At 65.5% G+C, this 17,121-nt stretch carries 16 protein-coding genes; 8 read left to right on the top strand and 8 right to left on the bottom strand.

Annotated elements, in window-relative coordinates:
• The first annotated feature begins 583 nt into the window (after positions 1–583).
• The 3 genes from QNN99_RS02275 to QNN99_RS02265 are packed head-to-tail and all read left to right on the top strand — an operon-like array spanning position 584 to position 2,238.
• On the top strand, positions 584–1,216 hold the full coding sequence (locus QNN99_RS02275) for a putative glycolipid-binding domain-containing protein (RefSeq protein ID WP_229964791.1): 633 nt from the start codon (positions 584–586) through the stop codon (positions 1,214–1,216).
• Between the two features lie 58 nt (positions 1,217–1,274).
• On the top strand, positions 1,275–1,700 hold the full coding sequence (locus QNN99_RS02270; RefSeq protein WP_229964790.1) for a hypothetical protein: 426 nt from the start codon (positions 1,275–1,277) through the stop codon (positions 1,698–1,700).
• A 10-nt stretch (positions 1,701–1,710) separates the two neighbouring features.
• The gene (locus tag QNN99_RS02265; protein ID WP_229964789.1) at positions 1,711–2,238 is read left to right on the top strand and encodes an HIT family protein; all 528 of its coding nucleotides are present in this window, start codon (positions 1,711–1,713) and stop codon (positions 2,236–2,238) included.
• On the opposite strand, the gene QNN99_RS02260 is transcribed toward QNN99_RS02265, so the two are convergent.
• From QNN99_RS02260 to QNN99_RS02250, 3 genes are read right to left on the bottom strand one after another with little or no spacing between them, the layout of a single operon-like run.
• A complete protein-coding gene (locus tag QNN99_RS02260) occupies positions 2,235–3,296 on the bottom strand; it encodes a polyprenyl synthetase family protein (RefSeq protein WP_229964788.1) in 1,062 nt (353 codons plus the stop codon). The genes QNN99_RS02265 and QNN99_RS02260 overlap by 4 nt on opposite strands.
• Entirely contained in the window at positions 3,293–4,639 is a 1,347-nt protein-coding gene (locus tag QNN99_RS02255) for a geranylgeranyl reductase family protein (RefSeq protein ID WP_229964787.1), read from the bottom strand. Before QNN99_RS02255 ends, QNN99_RS02260 begins: the two co-directional genes overlap by 4 nt.
• Positions 4,640–5,347, bottom strand: a complete 708-nt coding sequence (locus QNN99_RS02250; RefSeq protein ID WP_229964786.1) for a demethylmenaquinone methyltransferase — start codon at positions 5,345–5,347, stop codon at positions 4,640–4,642.
• 142 nt (positions 5,348–5,489) lie between these two features.
• Here QNN99_RS02250 and QNN99_RS02245 point away from each other — a divergent pair, with 142 nt between their 5' ends.
• The 5 genes from QNN99_RS02245 (at position 5,490) to QNN99_RS02225 (ending at position 10,346) form a co-directional block, all read left to right on the top strand.
• The gene (locus QNN99_RS02245; protein ID WP_231712021.1) at positions 5,490–6,809 is read left to right on the top strand and encodes an isochorismate synthase; all 1,320 of its coding nucleotides are present in this window, start codon (positions 5,490–5,492) and stop codon (positions 6,807–6,809) included.
• A 153-nt stretch (positions 6,810–6,962) separates the two neighbouring features.
• On the top strand, positions 6,963–7,751 hold the full coding sequence (locus tag QNN99_RS02240; protein ID WP_229964785.1) for a basic amino acid ABC transporter substrate-binding protein: 789 nt from the start codon (positions 6,963–6,965) through the stop codon (positions 7,749–7,751).
• A gap of 153 nt (positions 7,752–7,904) precedes the next feature.
• Positions 7,905–8,693 (top strand): transporter substrate-binding domain-containing protein, encoded by a 789-nt coding sequence (locus QNN99_RS02235; protein WP_229964784.1) that lies wholly within the window; start codon positions 7,905–7,907, stop codon positions 8,691–8,693.
• 88 nt (positions 8,694–8,781) lie between these two features.
• Entirely contained in the window at positions 8,782–9,567 is a 786-nt protein-coding gene (locus QNN99_RS02230) for an amino acid ABC transporter permease (RefSeq protein WP_229964783.1), read from the top strand.
• Between the two features lie 5 nt (positions 9,568–9,572).
• Positions 9,573–10,346 carry an amino acid ABC transporter ATP-binding protein gene (locus QNN99_RS02225; RefSeq protein ID WP_229964782.1) on the top strand — a complete coding sequence of 258 codons (774 nt, stop codon included), beginning with the start codon at positions 9,573–9,575 and terminating at the stop codon, positions 10,344–10,346.
• Positions 10,347–10,447: 101 nt separating this feature from the next.
• Here the strand turns inward: QNN99_RS02225 and QNN99_RS02220 are convergent, their stop codons facing one another.
• From QNN99_RS02220 to QNN99_RS02200, 5 genes are all read right to left on the bottom strand, one after another.
• Complete coding sequence (locus QNN99_RS02220) at positions 10,448–12,076, bottom strand: HNH endonuclease signature motif containing protein (protein ID WP_229964781.1); 1,629 nt, start codon at positions 12,074–12,076, stop codon at positions 10,448–10,450.
• 141 nt (positions 12,077–12,217) lie between these two features.
• Complete coding sequence (gene menD / locus QNN99_RS02215; protein WP_229964780.1) at positions 12,218–13,954, bottom strand: 2-succinyl-5-enolpyruvyl-6-hydroxy-3-cyclohexene-1-carboxylic-acid synthase; 1,737 nt, start codon at positions 13,952–13,954, stop codon at positions 12,218–12,220.
• 475 nt (positions 13,955–14,429) lie between these two features.
• Entirely contained in the window at positions 14,430–15,194 is a 765-nt protein-coding gene (locus QNN99_RS02210; protein ID WP_229964779.1) for an IclR family transcriptional regulator domain-containing protein, read from the bottom strand.
• A gap of 118 nt (positions 15,195–15,312) precedes the next feature.
• Positions 15,313–16,167 (bottom strand): alpha/beta fold hydrolase, encoded by an 855-nt coding sequence (locus QNN99_RS02205; protein ID WP_229964778.1) that lies wholly within the window; start codon positions 16,165–16,167, stop codon positions 15,313–15,315.
• 1 nt (position 16,168) lies between these two features.
• A complete protein-coding gene (locus QNN99_RS02200; protein WP_229964777.1) occupies positions 16,169–17,113 on the bottom strand; it encodes a DODA-type extradiol aromatic ring-opening family dioxygenase in 945 nt (314 codons plus the stop codon).
• Between the last annotated feature and the right edge of the window lie 8 nt (positions 17,114–17,121).

Here is a 17,121-nt window from a genome sequence, read left to right as displayed (position 1 = left end):
CGGGTTCCCTTCCGCGAGAGTGCAGCTCTGGCGGGCTCCCTTCCGCGAGAGTGCAGCTCTGGCGGGTTGCGCTGCCGTTTGGTCGGTAGATCTGCATTCTCGGCGAGAGAGTGCCCGCCGGATGTCGCCACAAGTGCACACTCGGCGGAGGGGGGGAAGATCCTTCGTGCAGATAAGGGCCTCAGCGGAAATCTATCGTGCAGATCAGGGCCTCTAACCGTCGAACTCCGCCGTTGAGAGTGCATTGTCTGCACGAAGGATCCTCGTCGAGGCCGGCAGAGCGCATTATCTGCACGAGAGATTTCCCCGGGGAGGCGCCGCCACCGGGCCGCAAGAGTCCTTGCACCCCCGCGCCGAGAGGCGAGAAAACGCACGAATTCTGCGCTGAAAACGGCGTGAGCTCGGACAACGGGCGCTTAACAGGCGTCAGCTCGGACAACGGGCGCTCGACAAGGGGCACTGGAAACCGGCACGACCTGCACACTCGACGACCGGGCAGGACTCGATCACATCACTCGACGCCCACCGACGCACCCGAAATCCGCCGTTGCCGCCCGCGGCACGGGAACCATAGGGTGTAGGGATGGATAACAGCGTGCAGCCCGCCCGAATCTTCCGCTGGCAGGGCGTGGACAACCCTGCACGCCGTGAAACCGCAGCTGTATCCTTCCGAGCCCGTGAGCTCGCAGCCGGCGGCACCTCGGTGACCGAGGACTACACCGCTTCATGGACCCTCTCCACCTCCACCGGCTGGGTCACCCGCCGGTTCAGCATCCAGGTCGCGGCGCCGAGCTGGTCGCGGTCCCTCGAGCTCACCCGGTCCCAGGACGGGAAGTGGAGCGCGGAAACCGAAGTGACCGGCGACGCCGGACTGCCCGCCCCGGGAATCACAGACCCGCGCGCCCTGGACAACGCCCAGGATGTGGACCTGGCCCTGTGTCCCATGACCAACACGATGCCCATCCTCCGCCTGGACCTGCTGACCGGCTCGGCCCCCGACGACGACACGAAACTCACCATGGCGTGGGTGGAAATGCCCAGTCTGCGGGTACTGCCCAGCAGCCAGGTCTATTCGCAGGTTTCGGCCTACGACGCGAACCGCGGATACGCCGTCGTGCTCTACAGTTCAGCCACCCGCGACTTCACCGCCGAGCTGGCAGTGGATGCCGACGGCGCCGTGATCGACTATCCCCGGCTGGCCGTTCGCGTGCGCTGAGCGCGGTCCGCACCCGGCTAGGATTGAAGTACACCACCCGCAATTTTGGAGACCCCTATTGAGTGAAATGTTCCTGGACAAATTCAAAGCCCTGGTCCCCAAGTATCTGGAGGATGACTGGCGCGAAGAGGAAGACGGCATTCCCGCCGACATCCTCAACCAGATGCTGGACGCCCATGACTTCAGCATTCCCCTGGTGCTGCGCGAGTTCTACCTGGCACTGGGCAACTGCGAAGACCTCATGGAGGCGTTCCACTTCTTCTGGGATCCGGATGAGCTGGAGATCGAAGACGGCTACCTGCTCTTCCTCGAAGACGAGGACGAGAAGTTTGCCTGGGGCTTCCGCGTGGACCAGCTCGACGTTCCGGATCCGATCGTCTGGCGCCGCAACAACGCGCGCGGCGACTGGCAGAGCGAAGAAGGAACGTTCAGCGAATACGTCTTTGACATGTTCGAGTGGGTCTTCGAGGAAGACCCGAACTAAGGAGCCCTGAATGCAGCAGCCCGGCACCGTTGGCGACGCACCGCGGAACGCGGTGTGGCCCAGCCACGCACCGGAGAATTACCAGTGCCCGTTCTGCGACATGGCTTCCGGGGAGTACCGGTTTCCGGGCAACCTGTGCGAGCCCGGGGACCTGGTCTATTCCGATGACCTGGTCCTCGCGTTCATCGCCTCGCACGGCTTCGATCCGGAGCCCGGCCACGTCCTGGTGACCCCGCGCGAGCATTTCGAGCTGCTGTATGAACTGCCCGACGACGTCGCCGCCCGCCTCATGATCGTCACCCGGGACATTGCGGTGGCCATCAAGACGGCCTGGCGGCCCGACGGCGTCACCACGCGCCAGCACAACGAGCCGGCCGGCAGCCAGCACGTCTGGCACTACCACCAGCATGTGCTGCCCCGCTGGGACAACGACGGACTCTACTTCACGCCCAAGCGCCCGATCGTTGATCCGGCCGTCCGCGCCCGGAAGGCCGCCGAGCTGCGGGCGGTCCTCACGGTCTCGGAGTACGGGCTCTAGACGTCCCGCTCCACCACGGCCCGGGCGAAGCTGGCCAGCGCCTGCTTGACCACCGAATCGGGCAGCGGCTCGAGCACCGCCACCGCCTCATCGGACCACTGCCGGGCCACTGCCCAAGCTTCGGCGGTGGCCGGGTTTTCCCGCAGCGCCTCGACGGCGGCCTCCAGCGCCGCGTCCGAGCTCAAGTCCCCGTCCACCAGTTCCAGCACGGCTGCGGCCTCGGCATCGCCCGCGGCGGCCTTGCGGCGCAGCAGCAGCACCGGAAGGGTGGGCACTCCTTCGCGCAGGTCGGTGCCCGGCGTCTTGCCGGACTTGGCCTCGCGGCCGGTGACGTCAATGACGTCGTCGGCCAGCTGGAAGGCGGTGCCGACCTTCTCGCCGTATTCCACCATGATGTCGATTGCCTGCCGGGTGGCACCGGAGAACAGCGCACCCATCTGGCCCGACGCCGCGATCAGCGACGCGGTCTTGCCGGAAATCACCGACAGGTAGTGCTCCAGCGGGTCCTGGCCGTCGTGCGGGCCGACGGTTTCGTGCAGCTGGCCCAGGCAGAGCCGCTCAAAGGTCCGGGCCTGGATCCCCAGGGCTTCCCCGCCGAGTTCGGACACCAGGGACGAGGCGCGGGCAAAAATCAGGTCGCCGGTCAGTACCGCCACCGAGTTGCCCCAAACCTCGTGCGCCGTGGGGGCGCCGCGGCGCAGCGGCGCGGAGTCCATCACGTCGTCGTGATAGAGGGTGGCCAGGTGCGTCAGTTCGACGACGACGGCGGACTGGACCACCTTGGCGTTGTTCGGTTCCGGACCCAGATGCGAGGCCAGCAGTACCAGCAGCGGACGGATCCGCTTGCCGCCGGCCTGCGCCAGGTGGCGCGAGGTGGCGTTGGCAAAGGGATCCGACTGGGAGATCGCGCCCAGAAGCTGGACTTCGACCTGCTCCAGGGTCGCAGCGATCGAGGGACCCAGCTGCGGGTCTTCGGCGATCAGTGCGAATCCGGCCGGCAGCGCGCGCACGGCATCGTCAGCGGCAGTATCCGGGCTGGTGTTCGAGGATTCAGTCACGGTTTTAGACTAACTTTTCGTCGGAGCGGGTTGGACAGCGGGACGGGGCCTGCATCTTGGTTCGAGGCGGCCGGAACAAGAGCTTCCAGCACGGCGATAACTCTATCCTCCAAACCCTTGCTGCTGTGGTCAGTGAGGTTGGCCAGCATCCGGACCACAAACCGCATCAGCACCGGGATCGGCATGCCGGTGCGCAGGGCCAGCTTCATGATGGCTGGTTTGCCGATCAGGCCGGCGAAGATCCGGCCAAGCGTGAAGTGGCTGCCCCATTCGGACCGGATGTGGTCGGCATAGCCGGAGAGCCGGGAATCGAAGGCCGCCGAGGCGGACAGCAGGCCCGGAGTGCGTGCCTCGGCCTGCGCGGCCACGATGAAGTCTGCGGCGAACCGGGCGGACTCCATGGCGTAGGAGATGCCCTCGCCGTTGAACGGTGAGACCATGCCGCCGGCGTCGCCGAGCAGGAGCAGCCCCGGCGAGTAGTGCGGGGTCCGGTTGAAGCCCATCGGCAGGGCCGCACCGCGGATCTCCCCCACCTGGTTCTCCGGGGTGAAACCCCATTCGGCGGGCATCCCGGCGGTCCAGTCGCGCAGGACCTTGCGGTAGTCCAGCTTGCCGAATTCCTTGGAGGTGTTCAGGATGCCGAGGCCCACGTTCGAGGTGCCGTCGCCCACCCCGAAAATCCAGCCGTAGCCGGGCAGGGGTTTTCCGGCGGCGTCGGGAAGCTCCAGCCAGCCTTCCATCCAGTCGTCGTTGGTGCGCGGGCTTTCAAAGTAGGTGCGCACGGCCACGCCGAGCGGCCGGTCGTCGCGCTTTTCAATGCCCAGGCTCAGCGCGGTGCGGCTGGAGTTGCCGTCGGCGGCCAGCACGACGTCGGCGAAGAACTCGCGGGTTTCCCCGGTGCGCCGGCCGTCGTCGTCGAGCACGTTGGCCACCACGCCGGTGACCCGGCCGGCGTCGTCGCGCAGTGCCGAGGTGACCGAGTGGCGTTCCAGGATGCGGGCGCCCGCCGCCTGCGCGTGCCGGGCCAGTGCCTCGTCAAAGCCCAGCCGGGTGCGGATCAGCCCGTAGTTCGGGAAGTCCGAGAGAACCGGCCAGGGCAGTTCCACGGTGCGGCCCGCTGCGATCAGGCGCAGTCCCTTGTTCCGCCGCCAGCCGTCGGCTTCGTCATGCGGCAGGTCCAGGAGTTGGATCTCCCGGACGGCACGCGGGGTGAGCCCGTCGCCGCAGACCTTCTCCCGCGGGAAGGAGGTCTTTTCCAGGACGGTGACTTCCACTCCCGCCCGGGCAAGGTAGTAAGCGGCAGTGGAACCGGCGGGGCCGGCTCCAACGATGAGGACGTTCACTTAGATGGCTGTCCTCCCCGGCTTTACAGCGCGGTGCACAGCCACGATGCCGCCGGTGAGGTTTCGGTAGGCCACGTTTTCCCAGCCGGATTCGGTGATCCAGCCGGCCAGCTGGTCCTGGTTCGGCCAGGCACGGATGGATTCGGCCAAGTAGACGTAGGCGTCGGGGTTGGAAGCAACCACGCGGGCGATGGGCGGCAGCGCACGCATCAGGTATTCGGTGTAAATGGTCCGCCATGCCGGCTGGGTGGGCGAGGAGAACTCGGCGATGACCAGACGGCCGCCGGGCTTGGTGACGCGCAGCATCTCGGCGAGCGCCTTTTTCGGTTCGTTCACGTTGCGCAGGCCGAAGGAGATGGTGGATGCGTCAAAGGAGTTGTCCTCGAACGGCAGGTTGGTGGCGTCGCCGGCCACAAAGTCGATGTCCGGGCGGCGGCGCTTGCCGACCTTGAGCATGCCGAGGGAGAAGTCGCAGGCCACCACGTTGATGCCGGCGTCGGCGTAGGGCTCGCTGGAGGTGCCCGTTCCGGCGGCCAGGTCCAGGACCCGCTGGCCGGGAGCGGCGCCCACGGCGTCCACCACGATGCGGCGCCAACGGCGCGTCTGTCCCAGGGACAGCACGTCGTTCACAATGTCGTAGTTCGGCGCCACGTCATCAAACATGGCAGCGACTTCATCCGGGCGTTTATCCAACGATGCGCGATTCACTCGATCATTGTCTCAAAGAATGTGCACGGGACCGAACGCCGGGCGGCTGTGTCTGGTTCCTCACCGGCGGGGCGGCGGGCAGCCGCGGCGGTGAGGCAGGTAATCCATTGCACATCCGTGCGGGGAGTAGGCTGGAGTCATTATGACCACCCTGCGTTCCCTGACCGTGCCCATTGGTGAGCTGTCCGCCACAATCGGGCTCCTGGAGTACCTGGTCCTCAATGACCAGCTTGCTTGGATCCGCAGCGGTGAGGGGCTGGTGGGCTTCGGTGAAAGCGCACGGTTCACCGCCAGCGGCCCGGAGCGGTTCGCCGACGCTCAGCAGTGGTGGCTGAAGCTCGCCTCCGACGCCGACGTCGAGAATCCGCTGGTCGTTCCCGGCAGCGGACTGGCCGCTTTCGGCTCCTTCGGCTTTTCCAAGCGCTCCCCCTTTGAATCCCGGCTGGTGGTTCCGGAGATCATTGTCGGCAGCCGCGACGGCGTCGCCTGGATCACCCAGACGACGGCGGACCCCGACGCCGAGCTGAGCCTGGCCACCGCGCAGGCGGCCCTGGCCCATTACCTGGACGAGGTGCCGGTGGCCCGGGAACCGGATCCCGAAGACAAAATTCTGCCCGGCAACCTCAGCGAGGCCGAGTGGAAGAACGCCGTCGCCCGCTCGGTGGCGCACATCAACGCCGGAGACCTGAGCAAGATCGTCCTGGCCCGCGACATCGTGGCCTCGCTGGGATCCCCGGTTTCCGCGGCGCAGGTGCTGCGCGAGCTGGCCCTGCGCTACCGCAGCTGCTGGACCTACTCGGTGGACGGGCTGATCGGCTCCACGCCGGAGATGCTGATCAAGGTGGAAAACGGTGTCGCCCGCGCCCGCGTCCTGGCCGGAACCCTGGACCGGGCCACCGCGCCGGCGGACGATCCGGAATATGCGCAGCGGGTGCTGGCCGGCTCGGACAAGCAGCGGCACGAGCACCAGATCGCCATCGATTCGCTGACCCGCCAGCTGGAACCGTTCACCTCGTCGATGACTTCGCACACCGAGCCCTTCGTGCTGGAACTGCCCAATGTGTGGCATCTGGCGTCCGACGTCGCCGCGGATCTGGCTCCCGGCGCCGACGGGGGGATTCCCACCTCGCTGGCACTGGTGGAGGCACTGCACCCCACGGCTGCCGTCTGCGGTTTTCCGACCAGCGTTGCCGGCGAGCTGATCAGCGAACTTGAGCACATGGACCGCGGGCCGTATGCCGGGCCGGTCGGCTGGATGGATGCCGAAGGCAACGGCGAATGGGGCATCGCCCTGCGCGGTGCCGTCATCGAGGGTCCCCGCACCGTGCGCCTGTATGCCGGCTGCGGCATTGTGGCCGGGTCGAACCCGGCAGCGGAACTGGCGGAGACCTGGAGCAAGTTTCGGCCCATGCTCGAAGCGCTGGACCTGGACCGGGCCGTGGGTGCGGTGCAGGGGTCCTAGCGGAATCCGCCCCTTGACGGTGTGACCAACGACGTGTAGAAGGACCTCCCGGGAGTGCGTACAATTGAGGGAGCCTGCATATTTATGCAGGCCTGATGTGCTCCGGTTCGCCGGAACTGGTCCCGTCTTTTTCCGATCTGAGGTTGTTTTCCCATGCTGAACAAAGCACGCACCGCACTTGCAGCCGTCCTGGCTCTCGGCGCCCTGACCGCAACTGCCTGCAGCGGCGGCGATACGGCGGAAACGGAGTCCGGAATCCCTCTGGTCAACGAGGGTGCGCTGACCGTCTGCTCCAACGTTCCGTTTCAGCCCTTTGAATACGTGGGCGACGACGGCGAATACACCGGCTTCGACATGGACCTGACCCGGGAAATCGCCGCCGGCATGGGCCTCGAGCTGGAAGTGCAGAACGCCAGCTTTGACGGCCTGCAGAGCGGCACCGTCCTCGCCGCCAACCAGTGCGACCTGATTGCCGCGGCAGTCTCCATCACCCCGGAACGCGAGAAGAACCTGGCGTTCTCCGACCCCTACTACGACTCGCTGCAGTCGCTGCTGGTGCCGGCTGATTCCACGGCCAAGTCCCTGGCGGACATGGCCGGCAAGAAGATCGGCATCCAGCAGGGCACCACCGGTGAAAGCTACGCCCGCGACAACGCGCCCTCCGACACCGAAATCATCTCCTACCAGACTGACGCCGAACTCTTCCAGGCGCTGCAGGCAGGCAACATTGCGGGCGTCCTGCAGGATCTGCCCGTAAACCTTGCCCACACGGACGGTGATTCCTTCAGGATCGTTGCCACTTACCCCACCGGTGAGGCGTACGGCCTGGCCATGAAGAAGGAAGGCAGTGAGAAGCTGGTTGAAGAGGTCAACAAGCAGCTCGCCGCCATGCGTGAAAATGGAAAGTACACCGAGCTTTACGACAAGTACTTCACGGAATAGGCGCATCTGCGCCAACCGCCTGCCCGACGGACGGACGGATTTCCGCCGTCAATGCGTCCGCTGAAATCAGACCTGCGTAGAATCTAGATTGCTTTCATCTGTTTTTGAAGGGGCAATCGCCACTGGCTCCGTCCACGAAAAGGTTATAGATCCATGCTGACAAAAGCACGCAGAACCGCCCTTGCCGCAGTGACTCTGGGCGCCCTGGCGCTGACCGCCTGCGGTGGAGATGATTCCTCCAGCGAGTCCGGTGCCAACTCCGGACTCGGACTGGTTTCCGAGGGCACCCTGACCGTTTGCTCCGAGATCCCCTACGTACCGTTCGAGTATGTGGAGGACGGGGAATACACCGGTTTTGATATCGACCTGATCCGGGAGGTCGCCACCGGGATGGGCCTGGAAATGGAAATCCAGCAGCAGGGCTTTGAAGCCATCCAGGGCGGGACTGCCGTCACCGCGGGGATGTGCGACCTGAGCGCCAGCGCCGTCACCATCACGCCCGAGCGTGCCGACAAGCTGCTGTTCAGCGACCCGTACTACGACTCCCTGCAGACCCTGATGGTTCCTAAGGGATCGGATATCCAGGGCATTGAGGATCTCGCCGGCAAGCGGGTTGGCGTGCAGCAGTCCACCACCGGTGCCGCCTACGCACAGGAAAACGTCCAGGATGCCGAAATCATCGAGTACCCCGGTGACGGCGAACTGTTCCAGGCCATTCAGGGTGAAAGCGTCGACGCGGTCCTGCAGGACATCGCAGTGAACACGGCGCATACCGCCGACGGCGACTTCGACATTGTTGAAGAGTACGAGACGGACGAGTCCTACGGTTTCGCCACCAAGAAGGAAAATACGGCCCTGATCGAAGAGATCAACACCCAGCTGACCGAGCTTCGGGACAACGGCAAGTACCAAGAAATCTACGATAAGTACTTTGCTGAATAAGCACTGACAAGCACTGAACGTTCCGCCGTCCCGGGTTGCGATCTAATCCGGGACGGCGCCACACATATCTTCCGCGGAAGGCTCCACCTTGAAACCCTCCACCCGCAGACGCCTCTTCCGGGGCGTCCTGTATGCCGTCTTTATCCTGGTCGTCCTGGCCGTAGTCCTGCTTGCGGACTGGAAAGCCATCGGGGTGAACTTCTTTGACCCCGAAGTGGCCAAGGAAGCATTCCCGACCATCATCACGGTGGCCGCCAAAAACACCATCATCTACACCGCGATCGCGTTTACCGGCGGCCTGATTCTCGGCCTGATCCTGGCCCTGATGAAGCTGTCCCCCGTGGCCCCCTACCGTTGGGCCGCCACCGCCTACATTGAAATCTTCCGCGGCCTGCCGGCCCTGCTGGTGATTTTCGCCTTTGCCTTCGCCGTGCCGATCGCGTTCTCCTGGCGTCCGCCGGGCGGCAACGCCGGGGCCGGCCTGATCGCCCTGATCGTCGTGTCCGCCGCCTACATCGCCGAGACCATCCGCGCCGGCATCCAGGCGGTTCCGCCGGGCCAGATCGAAGCGGCCCGGTCCCTGGGCATGGGCCCGGCCTGGACCATGGTGTCGGTCACCCTCCCGCAGGCCTTCCGCATCATCACGCCGCCGCTGACCAACGAGCTGGTCATCCTGATCAAGGACACCTCGCTGCTGTTCATCGCCGGCATGGCGCTGGCGGACCGTGAACTCACCACGTTCGCCCGCGACGCCGTCTCGCAGAATGCCAACGCCACTCCACTGGTGCTGGCCGCCCTGATGTACCTGATCATCACGCTGCCGCTCACGCAGCTGGTGGCCAGGCTTGAACGCCACAACCAGAGAGGCCGGTGACTGCCATGAGCACTGCAGCATTCAGCTCCCCCGTCGCCGCCAGCAACGCGGTGCCCGCCATTGAAGTGCGGAACCTGCACAAGAGCTTCGGCTCCAACGAGGTCCTCAAGGGCATCGACTTCCACGTGGACCAGGGTGAAGTGGTCTGCGTGATCGGCCCGTCGGGTTCCGGCAAGTCCACCCTGCTGCGCTGCGTCAACCGTCTGGAGGAGCCCACCAGCGGCACCATCTTGGTGGAGGGCGTGGACATCACCGATCCCGAGACGGACCTGGACAAGGTCCGCACCCGGATCGGCATCGTGTTCCAGCAGTTCAACCTTTTCCCGCACCTGAACGTGCTGCGCAACCTCACCCTGGCCCAGCGCCGCGCCAAGAAGCGCGGCAAGGCCGAGGCCGAGGAGATCGCCCGCAAGAACCTGGACAAAGTGGGCCTGGGCGACCGCGGCGCCGCCTTCCCCGCCCAGCTCTCCGGCGGCCAGCAGCAGCGCGTGGCCATCGCCCGGGCGCTGTCCATGGATCCGGACATGATGCTCTTCGACGAGCCCACCTCCGCCCTGGACCCCGAACTGGTGGGCGACGTGCTCGCGGTCATGCGCAATCTGGCCGAGGAAGGCATGACCATGATGGTGGTGACCCACGAGATCGGCTTCGCCCGCGAGGTCGGTGACCGCGTGGTCTTCATGGACGGCGGCGTCGTCGTCGAGCAGGGCCGTCCGAGCGATGTGCTGGATAACCCGCAGCACCCCCGCACCCGCGAGTTCCTCTCCAAGGTGCTCTAGGACTTCACGCCTGGACGCAGCAGCCCTCCCGCACATGGCGTGCGGGAGGGCTGCTTTTGTTTTGGCCGGGACGGCGGCGGAGATGCACGAGGGAAAGGCACCTAGAACGGCGGTGTGTTTCCGCCGTAGTCATCCGGGCCATCGCTCTCCGGCACGTTCCGGATCGGGAAATACGGCTGGGCCCGATGTGGAGGTCCGGGAGGTTTCTCGGCGTCGGAGGCATCGGATGCAAGGGAGAAGTGCGGTTCGGTCCGGTAGGTCCGGCCGGCTGGTGACGTCCACTCGATGATGCCGGGCTCGGGTTGTCGGGCCTTCCAGAAGCCCTCGGTTTTGAACATGTGGTGCCGCCGGCAGAGATGCTCGAGGTTGTCGTGATCCGTTGCCCCACCCTGCGCCCAGGGTTTGGTGTGGTCGATCTCGGAAATCACCACGTTCGATCGGCACCCCGGAAACCGGCAGGTCCCATCCCGCGCCCGCAGCCAACGCTTCAACCCTGAGGGGACTTTCCGTCTTCGACCCACCCTCAGGATTTCCTCGGTGTCCGGATCCCGCTCCACCGGGGTCCATTTCGCGGCCTCGCGGGCCATCCGACGTGCGGTCTGCGGACTGATCGGGCCGTACCCGTGCAGTTCGGCGGGCTGGTCGTCGGCACCGCAGAGGGTTTCGGCGGTGATCAGCACCAGGATTTCGGCCCGGGCCTTGGCTCCGCCGCCGGTGCAGGTGGTGCTGGAATCGTTGGCGCTGGAATCCTTCGTGGCGCGGGAACCCTTGGCGCTGGCAATGTTCGACCCGGCTGCTTTATCGGCTTTCCCTGCGCTCGCAGTGCCGCAGGTGTGGCCGCCGCGGTTGAGCAGCAGATCCTGCAGAATGTCCGCGCGCAGCTGATCCACCGTCCGTGGGTCCCCGGCGGCCTGCTCACCCCGGGCGGCCTGACACAGCTGGGTGAAGATTACTTGCGTCTTCTCCGCAGGCAGCAACGCTGAGAGCCAGGACATGCCGTCCTGAGCCGGTTCCAGACACACTTTCCGCTGCTCAAACGCAGTGAGTTGCCGCTCCACGATGGTCTCGGGGTACTCCTTTTTCCGCAGCCGCCGGGCCCGGACACCAAACTGGGGCTGAGTCTGTCCGTCCGCCAGTTCCAGCAGCTTCGCCTCGAAGTCCGGCACTGCCGGGCGCGGCACACCGACCGATTGTTCCAGCACTGTCTGGACATGTCCGTAGCTGATGCCGCCGTCCTGCAGCTTCGTCAGGGTAGCGGTATGGGTCTGGCATAGGGTTCCAGCTTGGACCATGAGCCGTTTCCCGGTGTTGTACGGCAACTGCAGGATGGTCGCCGCTTCCGAGGCGGCGAGGCTGAAGGCCAGCTGGGGGTCGATGGTTCCGGTCGCGGACCGAATGTCCTCCCGGTAAACAGTTTCGATGCGGTGCAGGACCTTGGCCTGCTGCGCCTGCGCCCACCGGATCACATGATCCAGCCGTGTGAGGACCGCGCTGGCTGCTTCATCGTCCAGGGCCTCGACACCCTGCAAGGCCAACGACCCGGTGAACCCGTCCCGGTATACCGGCGCGGAGGCTGATTCGGCATCCGTGGGGCCGTCGGCGAAGGGAAACGAACCGTCGGCGGAGACAGTGCCAGGGACCAGCTCAGCCTCATAGACCGCCAGACTGCGGGGTTCCGCAGCCTGTTCAGGCCCGGCATCCGTGCCGGGATTTCTCCTGTGCTGATCCATGCCTTCAGGCTTTCACCCGCCTCTGACATTTCCGCTTCGAAAAAAGCCCAAAACCGCCCAAACTGGACCCTTTTCGCCCCCTCCAAATACCCGTCTTTTGAGTGGCATCACCTGGTTGGATTGCCCTCATACTCATCTGGCTTAGGCGAGCACTTCCTGCACCGCACGCTTGACCTTCGCGTGCAGCTCCCGCAGCGAGGCCCGCTGCACCGGCACCTCCAGGATGGAGCGGCCGGCGACCGGGGCGTCCAGGGCGGCGTCGAGCTCGTCGATGCTGCGGACCAGCCGGTGCGGCACGCCGTAGGCGGCGGCCAGCGCTGACACGTCCACGGTGTGCGGGGTGCCGAAGAAGCGCTCGACGACGGCGGTGTACTCCGTCTGCTCCTCCCCCAGCGCGCCGTGCTCCAGGGTGGCGAAGATGCCGCCGCCGCCGTCGTTCAGCACCACGATCTGCAGGTCCGGCTCCGGTTCCCCGGTGCCGAGCAGGAGGGCCCCGGCGTCGTGCAGGAAAGTCAGGTCGCCCAGCAGCAGCCGGGTGGGGATGCCGTTGGCCAGCGCGATGCCCGACGCCGTGGCGATGGTGCCGTCAATGCCGGCCAGCCCGCGGTTGGCGTAGACGTCCAGCGGATGCCAGTCCGGGGCGGCCATCAGGTCCAGGTCGCGGATCGGGTTGGAGGAGCCGAGTACCAGGTTGCCGTCGGTGTGGTCCCAGACGAGGTCGGCGACGTGCAGGCCGTTCAGCTCGCTCCGGCCCTCGAGCAGGGAGGACAGCGCCGCCGACGCCGCGGCGGAGGCGGCCTGCCAGCGTTCCAGCCAGCCGGGGGTGCCTTCGCCGGCGAAGTCGAAGAGTCCGGCCAGGTCGGTGATGATGGTTTCGGGCCGGCGGCCGGCGGTGAACCAGTTGACCGGGCGCGGCACATAGATCGCCTTCTCCACGTCGCGGCGGGCCAGCAGCGCGGCGACCGGACGGGACAGCGTGGGCCGGCCGAAGACCACCACCCGCTCGATCTCCGGGCCCAGCTCCTCGAGCAGCAGCCGGTAGGCGGCGATCGCGTTGGGGCCGAAGCGGGCGTTCGAGGACGGTTCGGCCAGCAGCGGCAGTCCGGCGCGGCGGGCAAACAGGGCCGCGATCTCGCCGGCGCCGTCGCCGGCGATGACCACGGCGCGGTGAGTTCCGGGGTGGTTGGCCAGGGCCGCTGCCTCGCGGCCGGTGGCGGCGGGTTCGGCGGGGAGCTCAGCTGGGGTTTCGGCGTCGGGGACTGCCAGTTCGGCGGTGTCGCCGTCCTGCGGAATCAGCGGGTCGCGGAACTGCAGGTTGATGTGGATCGGCCCCACCGGGCTGCCGGCGCTGACCGCGTCGAAGGCGGCGCCGATGGCTCCGGCGGGATCGTCTCCGGCACGGACATTCGCGGTGGAGGCGGGAAACTCGGCGAAGATCCCCGGCTGGACGGTGGTCTGGTTGGCGCCGGTCCCGTGCAGCTCGGCGGGCCGATCGGCGGAGAGCACCACCAGCGGCACGCCGGCGTGGTGGGCTTCCATTACGGCGGGCATCAGTTCGCCCACAGCGGTGCCGGAGGTGGTGACGACGGCGGCCGGCCGGTGTCCGCCGCGGGCCAGGCCCAGCGCGGTGAACCCGGCGACGCGTTCGTCGATCCGCACGTGCACCTTCACCCGTCCCTGTACCTCGGCCTCCGCCAGCGCGTAGGCCAGCGGGGCGCTGCGCGATCCCGGGGCAATGACGACGTCGGTCACCCCTGCCGCGGTCAGTGCGGCCACCGCGGAGCGGGCGGCCTGCAGCGAGCTGAGGTTGCTTCCCGCTGTCGGCTCGGATCCGGCGGAGGCGGAGGACGGGCTGGGGGACTTCGAGGTTCCGGTCACCGTTCTATCCTAGGGTTTGAGGGCGACGGGTGACGTCCGGATGTTCCTTAGGCAGGCTCTTCCGGCCTGTTCTCCCGCAGCAAGGCGGCTGGAACGTGCCGTATGCCGATCGGCTAACGGGCAAATTGATGGCGGCCGCTACTCGTCGGGCACGATAAGAGCTATGACCGTCGAACTTCGCCCCTGGACTCTTGGAGACGCACACGCGCTGTGCGCTGCATCCGGCAGAGCCCGGACTTTGAGACGCAATTTGGCAATGCCCACCCGGCCACCATCGCTCAGGCCCGTGACTACATCAGCTCCCAACTTCCATTGACAGTGTCGAGGCGCAACTGGGCAATCACGATCGACGGTGTTGCTCTGGGCAATGTGGGGCTGTCAGCCATTGATCAACGCCACGGAAGTGCCTGGACGTAGGTTCGCGGCACTGCCCACAATGAGCGGATCCCAAGACAGCCGCAGAGTACAACTACGTTCAGTTGCTTGTCAGCCCCGGGCCATATTCCGCCATAGCTTCATTGATGAGTGTTCGTGTTTCAAGGAGCTTCGGGAGAACCTCATGCTCGAGTTGTTCCATGGAAACGCGTTCGGTGTGCACCGCAACGTTGATCCCGGCAATAACGACCCCTTCGACATTTTTCAAAGGAGTTGCGATTGTGCGGACGCCGACTTCAACTTCCTGATCCATGAGGCACCACCCGCGTTCGCGTATGAGCGCGAGGTCCTCGCGTAGTCCGTCGTCGTCCGCAAAGTGGGGCAGCGTCGCGAGTTGCTCTCTCCGATCGAGGTACGCCTTGAGATCCGGCTCCGGCAGGTACGCGAGCAGGACCCGGCCGAGTGCAGTGATCACCGGATCGATGCGTGTTCCCACTTGCACATTGAAGGTCATGATGCGCTTTTGTGCCGATGCCCGCGCGATGTACACAACGTTGTCGCCGTCGAACACTCCGACCGAGCAGGCCTCCCGCAGTTCCGCATTCAGGTCCGCCAAAAACGGGTTGACGATGCCCGGAAGTTCGCCGGACGTCAAATAGGATCCGCCGAGGTCAAGCACGCGGGGACTCAAGCGGAACCGGTTTTCTGTCTGGGAGACATAGCCCAACGCGTGAAGAGTCAGCAGAAATCGCCTGGCGCTGGGCTTGGACAGCCCGGTAGCGGTTGCCACTTCCGTAAGCGTCATGGTTCGCCGTTCGCTGTTGAACGCCTTGATGACCGCGAGCCCCTTGTCCAGGGACTGCACATAATCACTGGATGAGATCGGATGTACGAACCTGCTTTGATCCACGTTGCCTTCCCCGCGCCGCATCAGAGATTTGCCGACGGCGCCTGTGCACACGAATTTCGCGTGACTGTCCAATTTAGCTGTGCGTTGCCAGATACGCCGACACCAGCGCGTTGAAAGCCGGGGCGCGTTCCACCTGGCTCCAGTGTCCACACTGCGAAAACACATGGAGATCAGCATGGGGGATAGCCTCGGCCAGCTGCAGACTGCGACTGAGAGGAATAACCCGGTCTTGACGCCCATGGATAAGCAGCACCGGAATGTCCAGAGCGGAGAGGACGCCAATATCCAGGGGTAGTTGTTCCCGGTCGACGTCGCGGGCAGCGATGACCGCCCGGAACCGTTCGGCCGCACCCGCAGTGGAGGCAGCCGCGTAGCGTGCGTCTACCAGTTCATCAGTCACCAGCGAAGAGTCCACGACGAAGTCCAAAAGGGCTTCGCGTATGCCGGCGGGCGTCATAGTGGGGCGTGCGTGGCTTGTCAACGCTTTGGTGCGCGGGGCACCTCCCGTGCCCATCGAGATGATGCCGGCCAGCCGCTCCGGATGGTCAATGGCAAATTGGAAGGCGACCCAACCGCCCAGGGAGTTGCCGACCAGCCAGGTCTTTTCGATGCCCAGGGCATCGAGGACGCGGACCACATGTTCCACCCAAGCCTTAATCCCGTAGAGGGCACCGTCCGCAGCGGTCGTCTGGCCGAAACCGAGCAGATCGATGGCGATCGTTTGGCAGTGTTCGGAAAGTTCCGGCAGGTTGAGCCACCAGTTGGCCGCTGCGGAGACTCCGCTGCCTGACCCATGGAGGAACACCACCGGCACGCCGTCGCCTGCGCCGTGGTAGTGGGTCAACTCCCCCGGCGCCGTCTGGAGCCACTGGTCTTCCAACCCGAAGAAGGGGTCCGTGCTGAAACCGGGCGCTGCTTGCATACTCATATCAGTCGTTCCTGGTTGATTCGGTGAACGCGGCCACAAGGCCCATTCCGGTGACCCAACGGTGCACCGGTTCGTACGCGACAGTTTCGACGGGTCCGTTCCAGGCGCCGAGGCCCGCAATCCAGGTCCGGACCTCGTGGGCGCCGTTGCCCGCGATTCGTTCCATTTCCTCGGTATCCATCGCCAACAGCGGCTCGAGATCTCCGGAGGTCATCTTGTCGAGGAACCAGCGGTCCCATTCTTCGTTGATGTCCCCTTCGTGGCCTGCAGCAATGCGTTCGGCCAAACCCGCTTCACGGGCGGCGTTGTATTCGACGACCGTGTCCCGGCCATCGATCAGGAACTCGCGGGTCTGGTCATCGATGGATTCGTCGTAGGGCGAGGCGGCCTTCACCCAGTGCGACAGCCCGCCGGAGGAGATGACCAAAACGCGCAGATCCTCGTCCAGCGCCCGGATGGACTCGCCGACGGCGCGGCCAAACTCGTGAGCCCGGCGCATGGACGGCCGTGGCTCGGCGCCACAGTCGACCATGATCGGCAGAACCGGCGTCGTCATTTCCGGAAGCAGCACCTCGTACGGCTGGACAATGCCGTGGTCAATGCCCATGCGCAGCGAGAAGGCCGGGTCAAAGTTGCGTCCCCGCACACTGTCCACGATTTTGCGACCTATGCCGCCCATGTGCGGAAGATGGCCCTTGTGGCCGCCGTAGTCGCCGAAACTCACGACTTCGCCGGCGCCAATGCAGAATGCCGGCATCAAATCGAAAAAGAAGTTGCGCATGTGGTCCGGTCCGAAAATCACGATCAGGTCGGGATTGAGGTCCTGGACCTTTTCCTTGATCAACGCGGCACCGGCCGCAAACTTTGATCCCGGTCCTGTGATGTCAAAGGACTCGTCCCAGAAGGGCGAATGAGACATGGCGACGTAGCCGATGATTTGTGCCATCGTGGTGG

The organism is Arthrobacter sp. zg.Y820 (assembly GCF_030125555.1).
Classification (GTDB): Bacteria; Actinomycetota; Actinomycetes; order Actinomycetales; family Micrococcaceae; genus Arthrobacter_B.
Note: the sequence above shows the minus strand (reverse complement) of the source record. Positions and strands in the feature narration are given on the sequence as shown.

Excerpts from the sequence above, each read along its gene's own strand:
- QNN99_RS02275 (WP_229964791.1), top strand. The coding sequence starts at position 584 with ATGGATAACAGCGTGCAGCCCGCCCGAATCTTCCGCTGGCAGGGCGTG.
- QNN99_RS02265 (WP_229964789.1), top strand. The coding sequence starts at position 1,711 with ATGCAGCAGCCCGGCACCGTTGGCGACGCACCGCGGAACGCGGTGTGG.
- QNN99_RS02245 (WP_231712021.1), top strand. The coding sequence starts at position 5,490 with ATGACCACCCTGCGTTCCCTGACCGTGCCCATTGGTGAGCTGTCCGCC.
- QNN99_RS02240 (WP_229964785.1), top strand. The coding sequence starts at position 6,963 with ATGCTGAACAAAGCACGCACCGCACTTGCAGCCGTCCTGGCTCTCGGC.
- QNN99_RS02235 (WP_229964784.1), top strand. The coding sequence starts at position 7,905 with ATGCTGACAAAAGCACGCAGAACCGCCCTTGCCGCAGTGACTCTGGGC.
- QNN99_RS02225 (WP_229964782.1), top strand. The coding sequence starts at position 9,573 with ATGAGCACTGCAGCATTCAGCTCCCCCGTCGCCGCCAGCAACGCGGTG.
- QNN99_RS02220 (WP_229964781.1), bottom strand. The coding sequence starts at position 12,076 with ATGGATCAGCACAGGAGAAATCCCGGCACGGATGCCGGGCCTGAACAG.
- QNN99_RS02205 (WP_229964778.1), bottom strand. The coding sequence starts at position 16,167 with ATGAGTATGCAAGCAGCGCCCGGTTTCAGCACGGACCCCTTCTTCGGG.
- QNN99_RS02200 (WP_229964777.1), bottom strand. The coding sequence starts at position 17,113 with ATGGCACAAATCATCGGCTACGTCGCCATGTCTCATTCGCCCTTCTGG.